Origin of the sequence: Niastella yeongjuensis, assembly GCF_900110245.1 — a bacterium.
GTDB classification, from domain to species: Bacteria; Bacteroidota; Bacteroidia; order Chitinophagales; family Chitinophagaceae; genus Niastella; species Niastella yeongjuensis.
Genome location: NZ_FOCZ01000006.1, coordinates 381,625 through 403,527, shown reverse-complemented (window position 1 = coordinate 403,527; position 21,903 = coordinate 381,625). Strand labels below are relative to the sequence as shown.

Sequence of the window (21,903 nt, the reverse complement as noted above, 5' to 3'; positions counted from 1 at the left end):
ATTAAGAATCTACTCACAATAAAAATCAACCATGGGAAAGGTAATTCAACACAAACGTTTCACTCCAGATTACAGTAGCATGTTCCGGCACCTCAGGTGGTGGATAGGTGTTCTCTGTATGGTTATGTCAATACCGGTATTGGCGCAAACCAGTAAAGTTACCGGTACTGTAACCGACGAAAAAGGGCAGCCGCTGGCTGCAGTAAGTGTGCAGGTAAAGAAATCGAATAAAGCGGTTATGACCGGTGACAACGGTAAATTCAGTATTGACGTAAATGCAAATGCAACATTGGTGTTTTCTTCTACTGGTTATGCAACGCAGGAAATTGCAGTTGCCAGCCAGGCAGAGATCGAGGTTAAAATGAAAGAGGATGTGAAAACCCTGGAAGAGGTTTCTATCGGTTACCAAAAACTCAGGAAGAGTGATGTTACTGGTTCTATTTCCAGTGTGAAGGCAAGTGAGCTGAATCTTTCCTCGCCAACACTCAGTCAGGCGATGGTAGGTAAATTAGCCGGTGTGCAGGTATCGCAAACAAGTGGTGCCCCTTATTCCGGTGCAAAAATACGGGTACGTGGTGTTGGGTCTATCAATGCCAGCTCTGAGCCATTGTATGTTATAGATGGTTATCCTGTGGGCGGTAACGTTACCCAGGGTGTAGGTAATGGCGGCGGTGGTACCAATGGTTACAACCCGGCTACATCAGGAAACGATGTTTTTATTAACCCGGATGATATCGAGTCGATTGAAGTATTGAAAGATGCGGCTTCTGCAGCCATTTATGGTTCAAGAGCATCGGGCGGCGTAGTGCTGATCACAACGAAAAGAGGTAAAACAGGTAAAGGGAAATTGACCTATGATTTTCAGCTGAGCAGCCAGTCGCTGGCTAAAAAGGTAAAACTGTTGAATGCTGATCAGTTTACCGATCTGTTTGTAAATGGCCGTAATGCCAACTACAAGGACATCCTGATCTCAAAAGGAGTAGCCTGGGACGATAAGTTTTATTCTGATGACAATGCTACCCGTGTGGCTAAATCAGGCCAGCAGGCAAACAACTGTAGCGTATGTATCATCAAGGACCTGTATGATTTCCCTACCCAAAAGATCATTGCGCCCAAGTACAATACCGACTGGCAGGATGTGTTGTATAACAATGCTTTGGTAACAAGACACAATCTTACCTTCTCTGGTGGTAATAATGGCGTTCGTTACCTGGTAAGCGGCGGTTATCTCGATCAGCCAGGTATTTTAGCCAGTACTTTCCAACAACGGGTTAACCTTAGAACAAATATCGATGCGGATGTTTCTCCCAAATTGAAAATTTCATCGAGCGTATTTATAACCAATAACAGCAACCGGGAAGTACAGGAAGGCCGTTTTAACCAGGGCCCGATTTTGGGTGCATTGGTGTACATGCCTATTTTCCCGGCTTATAATCCCGACGGCAGCCTGGCTTTGTCGTATGACAATGCCGGCAAGCAGTTCGATGGATTTACCTATGCATTTCAGGGTATTGAAAACCCGCTGGCCTTGGCCCAACGCGTGAATATTACCCGCAAAGGTCTTCGTACTACCGCAACTGCCAGTGCTACTTATGAGATCCTGAAAGGGCTTACTTTTAAATTAAACCTGGGTGGTCAGTCGTACAAGGAGAAATATGAATATTATTATCCTACTAATTTGAGTAGTGGTGTTTCTGGTCCGGGTTCAAGCGCGGCTACAACCGCAGCCAATTCTGCTGCACAAACTACCGATATTCAGGACAGGCTGGCAGAATACACATTGGCTTACAACAAACAGATTGGGAAACACAGTTTTAATGTGCTGGGTGGTTATACTGCACAGCAATCTACTACCGATATCTTAGGGGTGGCGGCAAAAAACTATAGCAATGACCTGGTGCAACAGGTAACAGCTGGTGGTCCTGCAGCAGGTGATTCTTATATCATTTTAAACACGCCAGGTAATACGGCGGGTGTTCCTGTTACAAATACCGGCAAATCGAATGTTACGCTGCTGTCATATTTAGGCCGTGTGGTATATAGTTATAACAGCCGTTATTCATTGACCGGTTCATTCCGTACCGATGCATCCTCACGTTTTGGCCCGGAGAACCGTTGGGGTAAATTTGGATCAGTATCTGCCGGCTGGGCTGTTTCTAATGAAGAGTTTTATCATGATTGGTTGGGCGCCGGTTCTTCTTTGAAATTACGCGGCAGCTGGGGTTTAACAGGTAACAACAACATTCCTAACTATGGTTATGAGCAAAGCGTAACCGGTTCTGGCGGTTATGTAATTGGCAATACAGTAAATAGTGCCAACTGGGCCTATGGTATTGCAGATAATACCCTTGGTTGGGAATCTACCAAGCAATTTAACTTTGGTACTGACATCACTACGCTGCATAATCGGGTGTCGATCATTGCTAACTATTATATCAGTAATTCTTACGATCTGTTGTTCTATAAAAACGTATCTGCCATTACTGGTAGCTCACAGGTGCTTACCAATCTGAAAAATTCAAAGATCCGTAATGCCGGTTTTGATTTACAATTGGATGTGAAGGCGGTTCAAACGAAAGATTTCCAATTGAACGTGAGTGGTAACATCATGACCAATAAAAATAAAGTGATGAGCCTGGGTGATGCAAGTGAAATACAGATTGCGGGTGGTGAAAGAAGCTATGTTACCCATATAACCCGTGTAGGCGATCCTGTGGGTTCTTTCTATGGAGTAAAAGTGGCTGGCATGGTACGTCAGGCCGATATGGATAATGTAAATGCTGACTGGGCGGTGTACAAAGCCAATGGCAATAAGATTCCTGCCGGCTATAAAATGAAAGCATTCCCTATTTCAACTTTCTCAACCACGCCTTTGAATCCCGGCGATCTGTATTTCCAGGATAAAAACGGTGATGGTCTGATCACCGATGCAGATAAGGATGTTATTGGATCACCATATCCGAAATTTAACTATGGTTTCAATCTTAGCATGAGCTATAAGATGTTCAGCTTTAGTGCATCTTTCAACGGATCACAAGGCAACAAGATCATGGATGCGCAGGATTACTATATCAGAAATATGGAAGGTTCAGGTAATCAGTATGCTGTGATCGATCAACGGTACCGTAGCGAAGCACAACCCGGAAATGGTCACGAATACAGAAGCTCACGCGGTGGTTCACAAAGTAACAGTACCCGTTTGAGTGATTATTATTTACAGGATGGTTCTTACTTCCGTTGTACCAATATGACCCTTGGTGTTAATCTGAATTCATTTGCAGTAACTAAAAAGCTGGGTCTTGCCGGTCTGCGCTGGTATGCTTCTGTTGACAATGCATTTACTGTTACCAAATACCTGGGTTACAATCCAGAGGTTGATTATAACAATGGCGATAACAGAACACCGGGTGTTGACTATGGTAAATATCCTTTGGTTCGTTCATTTAACACAGGTGTAACAGTAACATTCTAAAACAAAAATTATTAAAAGATATTTATGCGTAATAAGGTTTTAATATTTGCAGGTATGCTGTCAATAGCGGGTATTACCAGCTGCAGCAAATCCTTCGTGGAGCAAACAAATCCGAATGCGGCATCGGTTGACAATGCCTATAAAACGGAATCAGATGTGGCACAGGGTGTAATGGGGGTTTACCAGGCATTGAGAAGCAGCAACTGTGTAGGGGAAGGCGCCCAGTTATGGACAGATGACCGCGCAGATGATGTGAATACAACCGATAACCAGTCGAATAATGGCGAGCCGTTTCAGTTTTCTGCCTTTGCTATTGTTCCCAGTAATACCTATCTGTACAGTCATTGGTCGGCTTTGTATACGCCTATTTCAAGGGCTAATATTATTTTATCTATGATAGATAAAATAACTTTCGCCGACAACGGTACAAAAACACAATACATTGCCGAGTTGAAATTTATCCGGGCGTTCATGTATTTCAACCTGGTTCGTGAATTTGGCGATGTGCCTGTAGTAACCGAGCGGTTAACGACAAGCGATCAGGCTACTGCTTTAACCTTCCGGGTTAAAAGGGAAGATGTGTATGCCCAGATTGTAGCTGATTTGAAGGATGCAGTAGGCAGTAATTTGCCGGTGGTACAACCCACTGCCAATAAAGGCCGGGTATCGTTACAGGCGGTGAATGCATTGTTGGGACAGGTATATTTAACCATGGGTGCATCATTGCCCAACGACAAAACCGCCAATTTTAACAATGCCAGGACTTATCTGATGGCTTGTTACAATCAAAAAACGTTCAATAACCTGAGCGACATCCCTTTTGCAGATGTTTTTGATGTAGCTAAGAAATCAACAGTGCCCGAGATCATTTTCCAGATCGTTTACAAACAGGGAGATCCAAACCTGTCTTCTTCATTGGCTAAGAACAATCAGCCGAATAAAGAAGCCGGTTTATCTCCGTTCGATTCAAAGGCTACTGGTGGTTTGTTTACAAAGGACCTGTTGAATGAATTTGAAACAGGCGATATTCGTACAGATTCGTCTATCAAGTATTCGACTATCAATAAATACTATTACATCTCTAAATTCAAAGATGCCAGCTCAGGAGCCACCACATTAGGTTATGGCGGCAACGACTGGATTCTGATCCGTTATGCAGATGTAATTTTAAACCTGGCAGAAGTGAATATGTACCTGGGTGATGAGCCCACTGCTATCACTTACCTGAATATGGTGCGCGCACGGGCGCTGCGGCCTGATTATGCCACCATGAAGGCAACTGATGCAAATTATAGCACCAGATACCCAACGCTGAAACTGGCTATTTTACATGAAAGAAGGGTAGAGCTGGCATTTGAGCACCATCGCTGGCACGATTTGATCCGCTTCTTTTCACCAACCGAACTGGTTGATTACTTCCATGCAAAAAAGCAGGCAGATTACGACAATTCACCGTTGACCAACTGTACAACCAAGGACTACTATTTCCCTATTCCGCTGAAGGAATATCAGTTGGATCCTGTGAAAATGTATCAGAACGATGGTTATAATAATTAGAAAATAGCTAATAACTGATATAGTTGCACAATGCCGGTAAATCATTACCGGCATTGTTGTTGTATAACGAGTTTGGGGAGCGATTTTTCAAAAAATCTATATTGACTTATTTTTTGACAACATCGGCTCATTGAATGACAGCTTTAGCAAATTGATTGACACAATCAGCTTATAATTTCACGTCTTTGCCTTATCCGATGTGACAATTGGCTTATTAAGTCGCGTAATGGGCTATGTAATAATCCCAATAGTGTATTGGATAATCGTAATGGGTCATGTTAACCTAAAATTTATTTAGGGGAATTGATCTTTCTACTTACTTATGAGGCAGCTTTTATTTATTTCCAGCTATTTGATCATTTTTCCCTTCGTCTTATAATAATCTTCGTGCTGTTGTATTCTTCTGCTTAATTCAGTTGCCATTACCGAGCCTTCTTCAAAACCGTAGTCTTTCAAAAGGATCTGGTAATACTTCCAGGCCTCCTCAAAATGCTGGGTCAACAGGTTTAAATGACTCAGGTCGTAATACAGGATCTGCTGTACATTCTTGTCAACCCGTGGCGCTGCGCTGTTCAAAATCTGCTCCAGTACCAAACGGGCATCCGAAGCTATTGTTTTGCAGGCCTCGCTATTGCCTCTATCCATTGAGTCGAGGGCTATTTTATATTTCATCACCGCAGTATCTATGTCATTGTAATCATAGGGCCGTTTTTTTTGTTTCACCACCCCATACCCATACGTTTCACGCATGGTCTTTACACCATAGAAGGAATAGTTGATGACATCTATCATTTTTTGGAAGACCTGTCTGGCTATCTTTTCCTCCATTTTTCTGTTAATTTCAGATTTGTTATTTGATTCAAAATCCGACAGCGTCAAGTCTGAAAAGAAAGGATAAATATGTCTTACCGTGTCTACCAAAAAGTCTTTGTGCAGCGGCAGCGTAAATACTTCGTTTTCGCCGGCAATTTCAAATACACTTATTACCTGGCCCGCCTTGTTTTTTATGATAAGCTTACAGGGGAAATTGCAGGTGTAATCGCGAACCAATCCATCCACAGCTTTCAACGTATGGGTTTGGTCGTATAGTTTAGTTGAGAAATTTCGTGTCTTTTGTGGCGTGAGATTTAACATGCCCGGTGCAAAAACCTCACAGGAGTAATCTGCAGGCATACTGGAAGGTTTTTGCCAGTTCGCTGTTGCTTTCAGATTCCTGTAGGCGTACATTTCTTCCATGATGTTTGTTTCAATCATGTAGGAGCCCGAGTGGTACGTTAAAGCCTTGGGTAATTTGAGTTCCATTTTTTCCGCAGGGGTCACCGGCGTCAGTAAGGGAGGTAATATTAGTTTTCGGGTTACATAATCGTAGTCGATCTTTACTGCTTGTTGTGCAGATGCTTTAATGCACGGCAACAGTATAGCCATGGCTATTACCAACAATTTTTGCATAACTAATGTAAGTAAACGTTTATTATTACTAAAGGGTTGAACTTTTTCAAAGACTGATTTCCTATTACCATACATTGGTTGTTATCAGCCAGTTTACCAGTTGCCATTCGGCTTTGGCGTAATCGGGAATTTTAATCTTGTGCCTGCTTTTATCAGCCATCAATACGAGTTCGGGATCAAAGCTGCCACCGGTTACTTTCATAAAAGCCAACATCGCGTCATCCATTTTTTGACCTTCAAAAGTGTAGGGCGTAAGCACTCTTTTCCAGAATACATAATATGTTGCCTGGCCGCCCCCCCGAATGGTACCCACTATTTTTTCTACCCTTCCCAGCAAAATGCCATCCTGGTAAACTTCATGCGTATAAATGGTTTCCGTGTCCTCCTCGCGTTTATAATCAAACCGCAATTCAAAAGGGGTTGTTTTATCCCGGCTCAGTTGGGCTACAATACGTTCTTTGTTCTCTTTCTCATATTGCCTGATGTAGATCGAGTCGGCTGTGAAATCATACGTATTAGCTTTCATATAATCGCTCACGGCCTGTTGGTTAAATGCTTCTCCCTGTATCAACGCTGGTTTATTATTAGGAAATAACAAAGCTAACAGCTCCCTTTCCAGGTAACGGTATTCGGTAGGAAACCGATAGGCTGCCTTTTTTTCAGGATTATCGAAAAACTTTACTTCGATCCAACGGGAAACATTCCTTCTCAGGGGATTTTCCAGGTCAAAGTATCTTTCTTTTACATTTATCAATGGCTTATTGGCGGGTGAGCTGATGGTAACATTAAACAGCGATAACAGGCCCCCTTTTCCTTCATAAGTGGCGATAAGCGAATTGTCTGCAGTGATCTTCCCTTTTTTGATATTGTATTGCTGGGCAGAAAGAAGCAATGGACACGATGCAATGGCAAAGAGTAAACATTTAGGGTTCATAGGGTCGTACGGTTTATTGAAATATATAATGCGAAATAGCCGGTTGGTGATTTAGGCCGGACCAGAACGGCGCTGTTCTTTACTTATTGTTTTTTAGGGATTTAGTTTGGGTAAATTTCATATACACCTGAGTGTTAGGGGTGGGTCATGATAAGGACAGGAGGTGTGATGAGGAAATATATTAATACGAAATGCTCCCTTTACCCGGGAAAGGTTAATGAATATTGAATAAGGGCAGAGGGTAAAGGGCAGAAGGCAGAGAGAAGAAGACAGAAATCCGGGTACCGTAGGTCACCTGGCTATAGGTAAAATATTTTCACGAAAAAGCCTCGCGCAATTTTACGCGAGGCTTTTTATTTTTAGGTTTTCATCTCTGCCCTCTGCCCTTTACCCTCTGCCCTTTGTCTTATTTCCATCCTCCTCCCAGGTTCCTGTAAATATTTACTACGGCACTTAACTGGTCTTTTCTTGTTTCTACCAATTCCAGTTTCGCTTCCAATGCATCACGTTGGGTTAACAGAACTTCCAGGTAATCGGCCCGGGCATTTTTGAACAGGTCGCTCGAAATGCCGATCGATGTGGTCAATGCATCTACCTGTTTTGATTTCAGGTCGTAGCTTTTTTCCAGGTTGCTGATGTTCGATACCTGGTTAGATACTTCTGTATAGGCATTCACAATGCTTCGCTGATAATTGTACAATGCCTGCAGTTGACGGGCATTGGCATTGTTGAATTCAGCTTTGATCGCATTCCGGTTGATCAATGGTCCCATCATTTCACCCGCCAGGTTATATAAGATAGACTCGGGTAAGCGGAACAGATAGGTTGGGCTAAATGCCTGTAAACCTACTGCAGCCGAAAGACCCAGTGACGGGAAAAATTCTGCACGGGCAATTTTTACATCCAGTTTCGCAGCGGCCAGGTCAAGTTCCGCCTGTTTTATATCCGGGCGGTTGATAAGCAGTTGCGAAGGAATGCCTGAATTAACAACGGCTGGCACTACGTTTACCAGGTTGCTGGTATCTCTGGTAATTGCCTGCGGAAAGCGGCCTATCAAAAAGTTGATCCGGTTTTCGGTCACTTGTATGTTCTGCAGCAGATCAAACTCCAGGCTTTGTGTTTTCAGCACTTCTGCTTCAAATTTCCGAACGGCCAGCTCCGTTACACGGGCTGCTTCTTTTTGAATTTTTACGATCTCCAGCGCATCTTTTTGCAGCGCGATGTTTTGCCGAACAATGTTCAGCTGATTATCGAACGCCAGCAATTCATAATAAGAATTAGCTATTTCAGCAACCAGGTTGGTCACTACAAAGTTCCGGCCTTCTACCGATGATAAATACCGGGTAACAGCGGCTTTTTTCGAATTATGCAATTTATGCCAGATGTCTACTTCCCAGTTGGCAAATGCGGCTACGGTAAAGTCACCCAGTGGATCGGGCATTTCTTTACCGGGTTTGATCTCGGTAGTAGCGTCACCGGCACCCTGACTGGTATAACGGCCTACTTTCTCAACACCAACACCGCCTCTTATACCTACCTGTGGCAGCAATGGCTGCTGTCTGAATTTTATATCATTCCTGGCTATCTCCAGTTCCTGTAACGTGATCTGGAGCTCCTGGTTGCGTTGCAGCGCTGAATCTATCAGGCTCACCAGGTTCTGGTCGGTAAAGAATGACCGATAGGGGAGCGCTGCAATATTGGTAGTGTCCTGTTTGTTGTCGTAGGACCCGGGTACCGACTTGCTTTCGTGCACCTCCACATAGGCCGGTACTTTACAACCTGCTATAGCCAAACATAGATACGCCAGACTTACGGTTCTCTTTATACTGATTTTAAACATTATGATCGATTTCTTCGGTTAACGGATTTTCATCTTCATTTTTAACCAGTTGTCTTTTCTCTGCGATTTTACCGAATATGTAATACAGTCCGGGGATTATCAGCACGCCAAATACGGTACCGAAAAGCATACCGCCGGCGGCTGCTGTACCGATGGTTCTGTTACCTACTGCACCAGGACCATGCGCTATACACAACGGTATCAAACCGGCAATGAACGCAAACGAGGTCATAAGAATGGGGCGGAACCGGATGCGGGCGCCTTCCATCGCTGCTTTCAGTACAGTAGAGCCACCACGGTGCCGTTGTACCGCAAATTCCACGATCAATACAGCGTTCTTACCCAACAAACCGATCAACATTACCATGGCCACCTGTGCATAGATGTTATTCTCCAGGCCTGTACATTTCAGCAACAGGTATGAGCCAAAAATACCAGGAGGAAGTGAAAGGAGTACCGCCAATGGCAGAATGAAACTTTCATACTGTGCCGAAAGAACCAGGTATACGAAGCCCAAACAGATGAGGAAGATCACAATGGCGCCATTACCCTGGGCCACCTCGTCTTTAGAGATACCGGCCCAATCGATCCCAAAACCTCTGGGCAGCCTTTTTTGCGCCTCTTCAGTAATAACCTTAATGGCGGTACCGCTACTATAGCCCGGTGCTGCTGAACCGCTTATCTGCGAACAGTTGTACATGTTATGCCTGTTGTTCTCAGACAGGCCATATACCTTTTCCATTTTCATAAAGGCCGAGAAGGGGACCATCTCATCCCTGTTATTCTTCACATACAACTTTAGAATATCTTCCGGCAATGCCCGGTATTGCGGCGCTGCCTGTACAATCACCTTGTACTGACGGCCAAATTCAATAAAGCTGATCTCATAGTTACTTCCTATCAAAGTAGAAAGCGTATTCATGGCATTGTCTATAGTAATGCCTTTTTGCTGGGCAATGTCATTGTCAACGCTCAACATATATTGAGGAAAGCTGGCGCTGTAAAAGCTGAATACAGAGGTTAGCTCCTTTCGTTTACTTAACTCTTTTACAAAGTCATTACTTACCTCTTCCATTTTCTTATTGCCATTTGTTCCTGACCTGTCCAGCAGGCGTAATTCAAAACCGCCCGCAGCCCCATAGCCGGGAACGGCTGGTGGCATAAAGAACTCAATATTAGCGCCCGTAATATCTTTTGATTTTTCTTCCAGTTCCTTAATGACCTCCTGTACCGAGTGTTTGCGCTCGTCCCAGGTTTTCAGGTTAATAAGGCACGACCCTGAGTTGGAACCGGTACCTTCTGTAAGGATCTCGTAACCCGCCATGGATGAAACGGACGATACGCCTTCAATGCCTTCCGCAATTTTTTGCAGCCTTTCTGCAATTTCATTTGTTCTTTCCAGTGACGATCCCGGCGGGGTTTGAATTACCGCATAGAACATACCCTGGTCTTCATTGGGTATAAAACCAGACGGAACACTTTTATTCAGGAACCAGGTTCCGGCACAAAAAGCGCCCAGTATCAGAAAGGTAACCAGTCTTCTGTTAACAATACCGCCCAGTATTTGCACGTATTTGCCCTGCATGCGGTTAAAACCGTTATTGAATCCGTTGAGGAAAAGGTTGACCGGATTTTTGCTTTTCGGTTTCCCATGATTGTTTTTTAATATCATGGCGCACAGGGCGGGCGTAAGTGTAAGCGCTACCACACCCGATAAAATAATGGCGGTAGCCATAGTGATGGAGAACTGCCGGTAAAAGATACCCACTGGTCCGCTCATAAACGCCACCGGAATGAATACCGATGCCATCAGGAAGGTGATGGCTATGATGGCGCCACTGATCTCATGCATCGCTTTTTGGGTCGCTTTCAGCACCGACAAATGTTCTTCTTCCATTTTGGCATGCACCGCTTCAATAACCACAATGGCATCATCCACCACCACACCAATCGCCATAACAAGGGCAAACAGCGTGATCAGGTTCAGTGTAATGCCAAAGAATTGCATGAATGCGAATGTTCCGATCAATGAAACCGGTACGGCCATTGCCGGAATAAGGGTAGAGCGCCAGTCGCCAAGGAACAGGAACACCACAATACCTACGAGGATGAACGCTTCTACAAGCGTATGAACTACTTTTTCAATAGAGGCATCCAGGAATTTCGAAACGTCATAACTGATCTCATAATCCATACCCTTGGGAAAAGAAGCGGCTTTGATCTCTTTCATTTTCGCCTTCACGTTCTCGATCACCTGGCTTGCATTACTACCATACGATTGTTTCAACACAATGGCGGCAGAAGATTTGCCATTCAGCGTAGAATAAATATCGTACATCGAGCTGCCAAACTCTACCTCGGCCACATCTTTCAATCGAAGGATCTCGCCATTGGGGTTGGATTTTAATATAACATTTTCGTATTGCTCTTTGGTTTTGAACCTTCCGGTATATTTCAGTACATATTCAAACGACTGTGACCTTTTACCTGAACTTTCCCCGGTTTTACCAGGGGAGGCTTCCAGGCTTTGTGAGCTCAGCGCTTCCATTACTTCATCAGCCGAGATCTTGTAAGCCAGCATGCGATCGGGTTTTAACCAGATGCGCATGGCGTATTCACGGTTACCCAGAATGTCGGCAAAACCAACACCGTCTATCCTTTTTAGTTCGGGCAGCAGGTTGATATCGGCAAAGTTGAACAGGAACCTTTGGTCTGCGTTCTTGTCTGTGCTGTACAGGTTGATGTACATAAGCATGCTAGACTCCTGACGGGAGATCTTTACCCCTTCACGCACCACCAGTGGCGGCAGTTTATTTACCACCGACGCGACCCTGTTTTGAACGTTTAACGATGCCTGGTTAGGGTCGGTTCCCAGATTAAATACTACGTTTATTTCAGCCTCACCATCGTTACCGGCATTGGAGGCAATATATTTCATGCCCGGAACGCCGTTGATGGCCCGCTCCAGGGGAATGATCACCGATTTAACCATCAGATCACCGTTCGCACCCGGATAGGATGCAATTACATTCACTTTTGGCGGTGAAATAGATGGGAATTGTGTTACCGGCAAACCCATAATAGCCAGCACCCCCAGGAAAACGATGACAAGGGAGATAACTATAGAAAGGACCGGTCTTTGTATAAACTTATTAAACATTGACTACACTTTAGATTTTGAATAACTATTCTGCCTTCAACCGCAGGTTATGAATTACTTCTTCTGGTTTCTCAAAATCAAAGGTGATCTTATCGTCATCCTTTACTTTCTGAACACCTTCCAGCAGAATTTTATCGCCTTCTTCCAAGCCACTGGCCACTACATACAGGTCGACCAGTTCGCCGGTTATGGCGATGTTCTTTGATTTCACTACATTGTTTTTGTCGATCACAAAAACGAACTTTTTGTCCTGTATTTCATAAGTGGCTTTTTGTGGAATGATCAATGCCTGGTGTACGGGAATAGTCATTAATACCTTTCCTGTTTCACCATGTTTCAACAGGCGGTCGGGATTGGGGAATTTTGCGCGGAATGCAATATTGCCGGTCTCGTTGTCGAACTCGCTTTCAATAGTTTCTACCACGCCGGAATATTTGAGCGGTTTGTTGTTGGCCAGCAACAAACCTACCTTGTAGCCGGTGCCTTTGCCATTGGCTTTGTACTCGAGGTATTCGGGTTCCGAAACGTTGAAGTAAGCAAACATGTCGCTATTGTCCGACAGGCTGGTAAGCAGTTCGCCTTCATCGATAAGGCTTCCCAGTTTTTTGGGTAAGCGGTCAATGGTACCATCGAAAGGCGCTCTGATCTCAGTGAACTGCAAATGGAGCTTTGCTAACGCCATTTCCGCCTTTGCCTGGTCCAGTTTTGCCTGGGCTAAAGCCTGTTCATTTTTAGACACTATATTTTTATCTGCAAGGCTGGTGGAGTTCGCCAGTTCAATTTCTGCAGATTTGGTTTCTGCCTGTGCTTTCAGTACTTCTGCTTCATAAAATTTAGGCATGATACGGAACAGCAACTGTCCGGCTTTTACAAACTGGCCTTCATCTACATAAATGTTTTGCAGAAATCCCTTTTCCTGGGCTCTGATCTCGATGTTACGTACAGACCTGATCTGCGAAACATACTCTTTGATAAAGGACGTGTCCATTTTAACAGGACTTGTAGCAATGTACTTGCTTACCTCTTCCTTTTCTTCTTTGGTAGATTTGCAACTTGCGGCAAATAACAATGCCAGCAGGCTGGTAGAAAAAACAATTCTCTTCATGACAATAAATGGGTGTTATGCGATTACACGCTTTTTAAAAGCAAGGGTTTACTTGGGGGAATGCTATAGAATTATCAGTCGCCAGGGTAGGATCTAAATTGTAAAGCAGGAGGTATGTACTATTAACAAACGTTCAGCAAAAAAAATCATGATCGATCCCAGGGTTTCTGAAAAAAGTTCATCAGATCCTTAAAACACGTTGGGTTATGTATTTAAAAGTAAAAAGACTGTAATATGGTTTCGAAGATCTGAAACGGCTAAAGAGATAGGTTAAAACAAATGAATAGGCGAAGGCATATAAATACCTGGCCAGTAACTTATATTTTCTTGCAGCAGAGTCGTTGGAGTCGTCATCCTCTATATCAGGAATGATGTTGTCGCCAGGTTTGCCAGGGGGAACAGCCTTAACGACAGACAGCCCTTGTTTATTGTCTGTAAACTTCACATTACTTTTTACCAGACGAAGGGATGAGTAGCTGAAGCTGTGCGTACCCGTAAACAGGTAGTTATATCCCCCAAAAAGGATATAGAACAAACACACAATAAAAATGGCTACTCTCATTTGGGTTCAAAACTAATAAGTAGTTGGTGGGAGAAAAACTTATTAACGGCCCTTAACAAGTCGTTTGCAAAAATATCACGCACTAATAATGAGATGCATCGCATCTTTGCAGGCTCACTGCAGTCTTTGTTATTTAGATGTTAATCGAGCTATTGGTGACTGCTAATTTCCTGCAGGCGCTGCTGGTTTGCTCAACACATCATCGTTGTTAACACCTTTCTTTTTCGATACGCTTTCAGCGAGTTTCCCAAAATTCCAGGTTAATGCCAGCACCATGCCGCGTCTGATCAGGGTGGTTGTATTGGTGTTGTAAAAATTGGGGTCTTTGGTTATGTTTTTAAAGGCCCTGTTCTTTTCATAATAGTTGATACCCCTTACTGAAATAAGGAACTTGTCTTTAAAAACTTTATAATTGAATGCCAGGTTGTGCCAGGTATTGAATGGGTAAGTAGTTTGAATGGTGCGGGGTTCCTGCCATAAACCCAGGTAAGTGCTTACCGAAAATTGCTCCGTGAATTTATAGGTAGTATTAAAGTTGAAGTTACAGCCCAAACCGCTGTTCGATTGGCTGGCATTGGCATTATTGGTGACCTTGCTGTAGCGAAGCGCCCCATTAACATACAAATTCCATTTGGGGGTGATCTTCGTACTGAAATTCAAACTAACACTCGTTTGGTATTCTTTGCCGATGTTTAAACTGGTTGTTTTGGTAATGCCGGTTTGGGGATCGAAAAAGGCATATTGCAGGATCTTATTGCCGCTGTAACTGCCTTCAATATTAATACCGCTGAATGTATTTCCCTTACCATACCGCAACTGGCCGCTCACGGCATGCATGGTTTGCGGGCCCAGGTCAGGATTACCGGTTGTAATATTCAGGGAATCGTTGTTTACAACAAAAGGGTTCAGGTCCCAGATGTTTGGTCGTTGCAATCTTTTGTTATAGGTAAATACCAGGGTAGTGGTGGTGTTCACCTTGTTGGTGAATTGAATGTTCGGCAACAGCGTTGTATAGTTGCTCTTTACCAGAGTTTTCGATTCTATAAAATCGCCGTTTATGCGGGTGTGCTCAATCCGGGCGCCAATGCGAAAGCTTGATTTCTTCAGTTTTATAGTATACATGCTGTATACGCTGATCACATCCTGGTTGTATTTGAAATAATCCGTATTGGTGGGATTTACTTTATAGTCTTCTGTTTCGTCATACTTGATCTGGCTTTTAAAATCGGAGCTGGCCCGGCGCAAAATAGCTTTTACTCCTCCTTCAAACCGGCTTGTTTTATTGACGGGAATGATGTTATCCAGCTGAAACGTATACTGATTGTTGATGGCGTAACTGTTATTGATCAAATAGCGGTCGGTACCCGGGTTGTCCTGTACGCTGTTCAGCTGGTTGTCATTTTTGCCGAACTCGCCCAGAAAGCGCAGGCTGAATTCCCGGTCTTTATTCCCTTTAAAATGTTTTATATAATCGCTGCCCACATTTACCCCGGGATTACTGGTTTTATTATTCTGGTTGAAATAGCTCAACGTAGATGGATCAGTCAAAAAATCTGTAGTGATGGTTTGGTTGGTCACCTGTTTGTTCGACCAGCTATCGATGTTCGTATACAGGCTGATGGTGTTCAGACTGTCTGCTTCAAAACTCAGTTCTGCATTGCCAAAACTCCAGGTTTCGCTATTGTACCGGCCGCCGTCGAGCGTTCTTTTGGCATATGCTGTTTGGGAAGCGGGTATGGTGGTATTCGTATTGTGTTGTAAAACCGGATCGGCAAAACCTTTGTTCATAAAAATGCTGAAGCCGAATTTGCCCACTTTGGCATTGCCATTAACTGAAAAGTTATTGATCTTATCACTTGTTCGTGAAAAAGAAGACAGGGTACCATTGTAACCGACCACTTTTTTCTTCGTAATGATATTGATGAGGCCGCCAATTCCTTCTCCATCGTATTTGGCGGAAGGGGTGGTGATCACTTCAATTTTTGAAATGAGCGCGCCGGGAAATCCGCGCAGGGCTTCCTTTACATTCCGCGCAAACATGGAAGTTTCGCGGCCATTGAGCAGAACCTTGAAGTTTGATTTGCCATTGATCTTTATATTATCTTCTCCATCTATGGTTATAAACGGTGTTTTGCGCAGAATATCAATTGCTGTCTCCGTTTTGTTGGCCGGGTCATCTTCTACATTCAGCACAGTTTTCTCATCCGACTGTTCAACCAGTGGCCGCTGGGCAGTTACTACCACTTCCTTTAACACGCCGGTTGTTTTTGATAAGGAAACCGGCTCTATGTCTATATTCCCATTTTGTAGGGAAACAGAAAGTGGTATCCTTTTTTCAACATAGCCGGTATGAGTAAATGAAAGCACATAGTTACCGGTATCGGGTTTATTGAATTGATAACGTCCCTGCTCATTGGTTAAAACAGTTTGCAAGGGTTTCACATTGTTTAGTTTTAAAAGCCGAACCGTTACAAACGCAAGCGGTTTACTGCTGTCTGAAACTGTGCCTGACAAGGTAGTGATGGTTTGTGAAAATAGTGGTACGAACAGGATGAGCAGAATAGCGGTTAAACTGCAAAGCAGTAGTGGTTGTTTCATAAAAGCTCAGTTACGGGAATCATTCGATCATTGCGGTGTAAGATTAACGAAAACGTTCGTAGATGGGGCGTTAATTGTGATGAGCGGCACTAGTTGGACAATTTTAATTCACCTTTTATCATTTAATTTTACTGGATCATTTTCCTTTTTACCTACTGATTAAACTTTATTTAGATGTTCAGAAAAATTGTAATGTCTGTACTCGTTTTGTTTGCTGTGCATGCTGCTGTTCATGCGCAAAAGCTGGCGCCCTTACCTATGAATAATAAGGAGTGGTCAGCATCTACCGAGCCCTTCCGGATTGCCGGTAACTTGTATTATGTGGGCACCTATGACCTCGGTTGTTTTTTAATTGCCACCCCAAAAGGTCATATCCTTATCAATACCGGTTTGGCTGAATCGGTACCCATGATCAAAAAGAACATAGAGCAACTGGGTTTTAAATATTCCGATATAAAGATCCTGTTGACCACCCAGGCGCATTTTGATCATGTGGCTGGTATGGCCGAGATAAAAAAGCAAACCGGCGCCAAAATGATGGTTGACGCAAAAGACGCAAAAGTGCTGGGCGACGGTGGAAATTCCGATTACTATATGGGCGGGAAAGGTCCTTTATACATGCCCGTAAAAGCTGATAAATTATTACATGACCAGGATTCCATCAGTTTCGGTGGAACAAAACTCGTGTTGTTGCATCACCCGGGCCATACGATGGGTTCCTGCAGTTACCTGGTAACTGTAAAGGATGAAAAAAGAAGTTACACCGTGCTTATTGCCAATATGCCAACCATCTTACCTGATACCAAGATGAGTGGCATGCCGGGTTATGCCGACATCAGCAAGGATTTTGCCTATACGCTGAGCGCTATGAAGCAGCTGAAATTTGATCTGTGGGTAGCTTCGCATGCCAGCCAGTTCGATATGCATGAGAAAAGAAAAGATGGCGCCGCCTATAACCCTGAAGCCTTTGCTGACCGCACCTTATATGATAAGACGTTGGAAGAACGCGAGGCTGATTATAAGAAATTGATAACCCCCTAGCCCCCTAAAGGGGGAATAATGATCCTAAAAAGAGAGCCCTCTGCTTGTTACAGAAGGCTCTTTTTTTATTAATTAAACTTCAATACCACCGGTTTCAAACCTGGTGATTCCAGTTTCACTTCATACTTATCCTGGGCTAATTTTCTTTGTACATATACGATCAATGCGCCGTTTTTTGCTTTGCGCGTGGCTGCATGGTAATCGCCTACATCGTTGGCATCGCTGTTCTCTATTCCTTTCAGCGAGGCTTTGCCGGTAACACTTACTGTAATTGCATTATCAGCTCCATATACTTTTTGCCCTTTTTCATCGGTGATAGCTACTTCAATTTGTTGTATTCTGCCATATAGGTCTATCTGCGAGTCGTTGTAAATGGTTGTTTTAATGGTTGCAGGTTTACCGGTTGTGTTCAGTTTGTATTGTGTTACTTCCTTTCCTTCCCGGTATCCTTTTACAATCAATTCACCCGGGTGGTAGATCGTATTCCAGAACAATATTCTGTTGCGGGCATCGGCCATGGTCTTTTTACCAAGTGATTGTCCATTTAAAAACAACTCAGCTTCTGCGCAATTGGTAAAACAATTTACTCTTATAGAATCGCCATCGGTACCATTCCAAACTGGCGCTGCCTGTTTGTGGCTCCAGATGCCATTATCTTCTGATTTGGGAATGGCAGAAGTGCCGATATAAACCATCGGTTCTTTTGTCCAGATACTCTGGCGGAAATAGTATTCCGGCTTGGGGAAACCACCCAGGTCTAACAGTCCGGCCTGGTTGCTGCGGTTTGGCCAAACACCGGCTTCGCCGAGATAATCGATGCCCGTCCACAGGAATTGACCGGCTACATAAGGATTGTTTTCAACCGCATCCCAGGCGCTCAGGCGCATCCCATTTTCGCTGTCGTAAATGACGCGACCCGGATATTGCTGATGATCGGCTGCATAGCGGTATTCCTGGTAATTGTAGCCTACAATGTCCAGGTTGCCGGGATAACTGGTGGTGTTCGACATCACTACACCTGCCAGTGCAGCGGTTACGGGCCGGGTAGTATCGTATTGTTTGGCTACCTGTACCAGGTGTTTTGAAATTTCACCAAGACGGGCTGCCGGCGGATGATCGGCAAGTTGTCCCCGACCATAGATCTGCGGATTGTTACCGGTATTCAGGATCTCGTGCGTATAGGGATCATTGGGATAATCTATTTCATTCCCAATACTCCACATAATAACAGAAGGATGGTTGCGGTTGCGTAAGATCATATCGCGCAGATCACGGTCGGCCCATTCCTTAAAATAAGTATGGTACCCATCTTTGCCCGGCGTCCCTTTGTTCCAGCCCTGGATCCATTTATTCTTGCCCACTTCCCATTCGTCAAAGGCCTCATCCATTACCACAAAACCCATTTCGTCGCAAAGGCGATATAAATAATCGGCATGTGGATTATGGCTCAATCGCAAGGCATTACAGCCGCCTTCTTTTAAGGTTTGCAATCGCCTTTCCCACACTTCCTCCGGCACGGCAACGCCAAAAACACCGGCATCATCGTGTATACAAACGCCCTGTAATTTGGTGGCCTGGCCATTCAGGAAAAATCCTTTATTGGCATCGAACCGGATGGTGCGGAAGCCTATTATGTCCGATGTTGCATCTAGCAGTTTGCCGGCTGACGAAAGTTCCACCCATAAGTTATAAATGTTTGGATTTTCAATAGACCATATTCTGGGGTTGGCAATGGTAAATGAACAATCAACGACGGTTGTCGTATTGGGTGCAACGATTATTGTTTTTTGCACATTGGGTATGTCGTTATCCCTGGTGATGAGTCTGCAGGATACGGTGATCGGCTTTTTTATTTTCGAGCTGTTGACCACGGTTACTTTTACATTTGCGGTAGCGCTGGATCTTGACACCACCGGTGTACTGAATGCCAAACCCCACTGATCTATGTGTACCGGGTCGGTGACTATAAGGTGTACATCGCGATAAATACCGGAGCCGGTATACCACCTCGAGTCGGCAAAGTCGCTATGATCAACTTTTACCGCAATGGTGTTACTGTCGAATTTCAGGTACTTCGTTAGCTCATATTGAAAAGGGATGAAACCGTTCGGCCGTTTACCGAGATAATGGCCATTGATCCATACCTCGCAGTTCTTATACACACCATCGAAATAAATGAAAACCTGTTTCCCTTTCCATTCGGCTGCATATGAAATTGTTTTGCGATACCAGCCGATGCCACCGGGCGAATAGCCGGTACCGCTGGCCCATTCCTTACTGAACGGGCCTTCAATGCTCCAGTCGTGCGGTAGAGTGACCGTACGCCAGGCGGCATCATTAAATTCAGGTTTTTCTGCACCTGGCGCATCGCCTTTGTAAAAGCGCCAGCCATAGTTGAAGAGGCTGGTGTACCTGATGGGGTGGGCATGGAGCATAGCAGGTAACCACAAAAGCAAAAACAAAAGATTATTCCGTATCATTAGTATCCGCTGTTTTGTTGAATTTTATTATTGCTGGCCTGTATTTCAGTTCTTGGTATGGGTAACCAGTAATGTTTGCTCTCAAAGTGGCGGCCGTCGAGCGCCACTTTTGTGGCATAAGTAAATGTACTGCCTGTTTTGGTAACGATAATGCCGCCTGCTGGTTTGTTTTCCGTTACATCAGCGATCTTCCATCTTCTTACATCATAAAAACGATGTTCTTCAAATGCCAGTTCAACCCGCCGTTCATAACGGATGGCATCCCGCATTTGTGATTGTGACAAACCGGCCGGCAGGTCAGGCATACCCACGCCGGGCCTTTGTCTGATCTGGTTAAGCGCTGTACGGGCCGACAGGGTTGATCCGGAAGGTACTGCATCGGCGCCATAGGCTTCATTGGCCGCTTCGGCAAAATTAAGCAGTATCTCGGCATAGCGAATGTAGAACCAGGGTTGAAACCCGGCATTGCCCCAGGGATTCAGTAATGGATAAGCATCGTTCATATACTTTTTCAGGTAATAACCGGTTTTGGAAGTATTCCAGTTATCGGTTCCATCCTTGCTGTCTTTACCGCCGGGTGTAAAAGTCTCAACGGTATTGCCACGATAGCTGGCGCCATTGTACAGGATCGTTGCATAAAAACGTTTGTCGCGCCCAACGTATGGATTGTTGACATCATAACCTGAAGCAGGGTCGGTGATGGGTTTGCCATTGTCCATTTCGTAATCATCAACCAGGTTCTGCAAAGGCAGGTTACCGCCCCAGCCTCCATAACCATTAGGGCCATTGGCTATTTCAAGATGCGTGTGATTGGCGTTTTTTGTATACAACCGTTCAAAGATGGCTTCGTTGTTGTCGTTTGTAAGGAACAAATTGGCGTAGCCGCCTGTATAAATACTGTATTTGTTTAAGCCAATAACTGCCTGAGCGGCGGTTACGGCTTCCTGCCAGGTACCGGTTGCATACAGCGGACTGGCCGCATACAGTAGTAGTCTTGATTTCAAAGCGAGCGCAGCGCCTTTGGTGGCCCTACCCGGTAACCAGCCATCGCCATTGTTCAGGGGCAATCCATTGGCTGCATCATCCAGTTCTGCCACTGCATAATCGATCGATTCTTTCAGCGATGCTCTTTTAAAAAAAGCGTCGTCTTGTAAATTGTCGGTAAGGTTATGAGCGGAATCGCCCATCAGAATAATGCCGCCATAGTTCCTGATGAGATCGTGGTAACGAAAAGCCCTGATGAATTTTAATTCGGCTATTAACCGGGCTCTGTGCGCTGCAGTCATTTTCACATTGGCAATATTGCTGATTGCAAAATTACAATCCCTGATGCCGCGATAACTGCGTCCCCAAATGGTACCGGCAATGCCGGTGTTCTCAGGCGCCAGCAATCCTTTTTGTACCAGCCAGGTATTGTCATCGTTATTGTAAATAGATTCATCGGTGAGCGAGCTCCAGAGCGCATAATCAAAACCACGGCCAAAACCAGGATTGGTACCATCACCTTCCTTATCCTGTAACTTAATACCCACGTACCGGGCAACTATATAATCTTCAAACAACGACGAGTCTGATAAGATATATTCCTCTGGCAGCCTGTCCGTAGGTTGAACAGATAAAAAGTCTTTTTTGCACGAGGTAATGACCGTTGCAATAAAAGCCGTATAAATTATATTTCGAATTATTGTTTTCATTGTCTTGCGGT

At 44.3% G+C, this 21,903-nt stretch carries 12 protein-coding genes; 3 read left to right on the top strand and 9 right to left on the bottom strand.

Annotation, left to right across the window (positions count from 1 at the left end; genetic code table 11):
• The first annotated feature begins 31 nt into the window (after positions 1-31).
• Positions 32-3,472 (top strand): SusC/RagA family TonB-linked outer membrane protein, encoded by a 3,441-nt coding sequence (locus BMX95_RS18385; RefSeq protein WP_081202576.1) that lies wholly within the window; start codon positions 32-34, stop codon positions 3,470-3,472.
• 24 nt (positions 3,473-3,496) lie between these two features.
• Positions 3,497-5,029 carry a RagB/SusD family nutrient uptake outer membrane protein gene (locus BMX95_RS18380; RefSeq protein ID WP_081202577.1) on the top strand — a complete coding sequence of 511 codons (1,533 nt, stop codon included), beginning with the start codon at positions 3,497-3,499 and terminating at the stop codon, positions 5,027-5,029.
• Positions 5,030-5,377: 348 nt separating this feature from the next.
• Here BMX95_RS18380 and BMX95_RS18375 read toward each other — a convergent pair whose 3' ends face one another.
• The 7 genes from BMX95_RS18375 to BMX95_RS18345 form a co-directional block, all read right to left on the bottom strand.
• Complete coding sequence (locus tag BMX95_RS18375; protein ID WP_133053986.1) at positions 5,378-6,478, bottom strand: hypothetical protein; 1,101 nt, start codon at positions 6,476-6,478, stop codon at positions 5,378-5,380.
• 64 nt (positions 6,479-6,542) lie between these two features.
• Complete coding sequence (locus BMX95_RS18370; RefSeq protein WP_081202579.1) at positions 6,543-7,412, bottom strand: hypothetical protein; 870 nt, start codon at positions 7,410-7,412, stop codon at positions 6,543-6,545.
• Positions 7,413-7,818: 406 nt separating this feature from the next.
• Positions 7,819-9,252, bottom strand: coding sequence for a TolC family protein (locus tag BMX95_RS18365; protein ID WP_081202580.1), 1,434 nt, complete (start codon positions 9,250-9,252; stop codon positions 7,819-7,821).
• A complete protein-coding gene (locus BMX95_RS18360; protein ID WP_081202581.1) occupies positions 9,245-12,412 on the bottom strand; it encodes an efflux RND transporter permease subunit in 3,168 nt (1,055 codons plus the stop codon). Before BMX95_RS18360 ends, BMX95_RS18365 begins: the two co-directional genes overlap by 8 nt.
• A 25-nt stretch (positions 12,413-12,437) precedes the next feature.
• Positions 12,438-13,517 (bottom strand): efflux RND transporter periplasmic adaptor subunit, encoded by a 1,080-nt coding sequence (locus tag BMX95_RS18355; protein WP_081202582.1) that lies wholly within the window; start codon positions 13,515-13,517, stop codon positions 12,438-12,440.
• Positions 13,518-13,698: 181 nt separating this feature from the next.
• Positions 13,699-14,079: a hypothetical protein gene (locus BMX95_RS18350; RefSeq protein WP_081202583.1), complete on the bottom strand. Its 381-nt coding sequence runs from the start codon at positions 14,077-14,079 to the stop codon at positions 13,699-13,701.
• 162 nt (positions 14,080-14,241) lie between these two features.
• Positions 14,242-16,677 carry a TonB-dependent receptor gene (locus tag BMX95_RS18345; protein ID WP_081202584.1) on the bottom strand — a complete coding sequence of 812 codons (2,436 nt, stop codon included), beginning with the start codon at positions 16,675-16,677 and terminating at the stop codon, positions 14,242-14,244.
• A 174-nt stretch (positions 16,678-16,851) separates the two neighbouring features.
• On the opposite strand from BMX95_RS18345, the gene bla reads away from it, so the two are divergent.
• Entirely contained in the window at positions 16,852-17,718 is an 867-nt protein-coding gene (bla, locus tag BMX95_RS18340) for a subclass B3 metallo-beta-lactamase (RefSeq protein WP_081202585.1), read from the top strand.
• A gap of 68 nt (positions 17,719-17,786) precedes the next feature.
• Here bla and BMX95_RS18335 read toward each other — a convergent pair whose 3' ends face one another.
• Together BMX95_RS18335 and BMX95_RS18330 are read right to left on the bottom strand one after the other, a co-directional pair.
• Positions 17,787-20,198, bottom strand: coding sequence for a glycoside hydrolase family 2 TIM barrel-domain containing protein (locus BMX95_RS18335; RefSeq protein ID WP_081202586.1), 2,412 nt, complete (start codon positions 20,196-20,198; stop codon positions 17,787-17,789).
• Positions 20,198-21,892 (bottom strand): RagB/SusD family nutrient uptake outer membrane protein, encoded by a 1,695-nt coding sequence (locus BMX95_RS18330; protein ID WP_081202587.1) that lies wholly within the window; start codon positions 21,890-21,892, stop codon positions 20,198-20,200. Before BMX95_RS18330 ends, BMX95_RS18335 begins: the two co-directional genes overlap by 1 nt.
• Between the last annotated feature and the right edge of the window lie 11 nt (positions 21,893-21,903).

What these genes read in the sequence shown, in the direction of transcription:
- BMX95_RS18330 (WP_081202587.1), bottom strand. Translation starts at nt 21,892, where the DNA reads ATGAAAACAATAATTCGAAATATAATTTATACGGCTTTTATTGCAACG.
- BMX95_RS18350 (WP_081202583.1), bottom strand. Translation starts at nt 14,079, where the DNA reads ATGAGAGTAGCCATTTTTATTGTGTGTTTGTTCTATATCCTTTTTGGG.
- BMX95_RS18345 (WP_081202584.1), bottom strand. Translation starts at nt 16,677, where the DNA reads ATGAAACAACCACTACTGCTTTGCAGTTTAACCGCTATTCTGCTCATC.
- BMX95_RS18385 (WP_081202576.1), top strand. Translation starts at nt 32, where the DNA reads ATGGGAAAGGTAATTCAACACAAACGTTTCACTCCAGATTACAGTAGC.
- bla (WP_081202585.1), top strand. Translation starts at nt 16,852, where the DNA reads ATGTTCAGAAAAATTGTAATGTCTGTACTCGTTTTGTTTGCTGTGCAT.
- BMX95_RS18370 (WP_081202579.1), bottom strand. Translation starts at nt 7,412, where the DNA reads ATGAACCCTAAATGTTTACTCTTTGCCATTGCATCGTGTCCATTGCTT.
- BMX95_RS18375 (WP_133053986.1), bottom strand. Translation starts at nt 6,478, where the DNA reads ATGCAAAAATTGTTGGTAATAGCCATGGCTATACTGTTGCCGTGCATT.
- BMX95_RS18335 (WP_081202586.1), bottom strand. Translation starts at nt 20,198, where the DNA reads ATGATACGGAATAATCTTTTGTTTTTGCTTTTGTGGTTACCTGCTATG.
- BMX95_RS18360 (WP_081202581.1), bottom strand. Translation starts at nt 12,412, where the DNA reads ATGTTTAATAAGTTTATACAAAGACCGGTCCTTTCTATAGTTATCTCC.
- BMX95_RS18355 (WP_081202582.1), bottom strand. Translation starts at nt 13,517, where the DNA reads ATGAAGAGAATTGTTTTTTCTACCAGCCTGCTGGCATTGTTATTTGCC.
- BMX95_RS18380 (WP_081202577.1), top strand. Translation starts at nt 3,497, where the DNA reads ATGCGTAATAAGGTTTTAATATTTGCAGGTATGCTGTCAATAGCGGGT.
- BMX95_RS18365 (WP_081202580.1), bottom strand. Translation starts at nt 9,252, where the DNA reads ATGTTTAAAATCAGTATAAAGAGAACCGTAAGTCTGGCGTATCTATGT.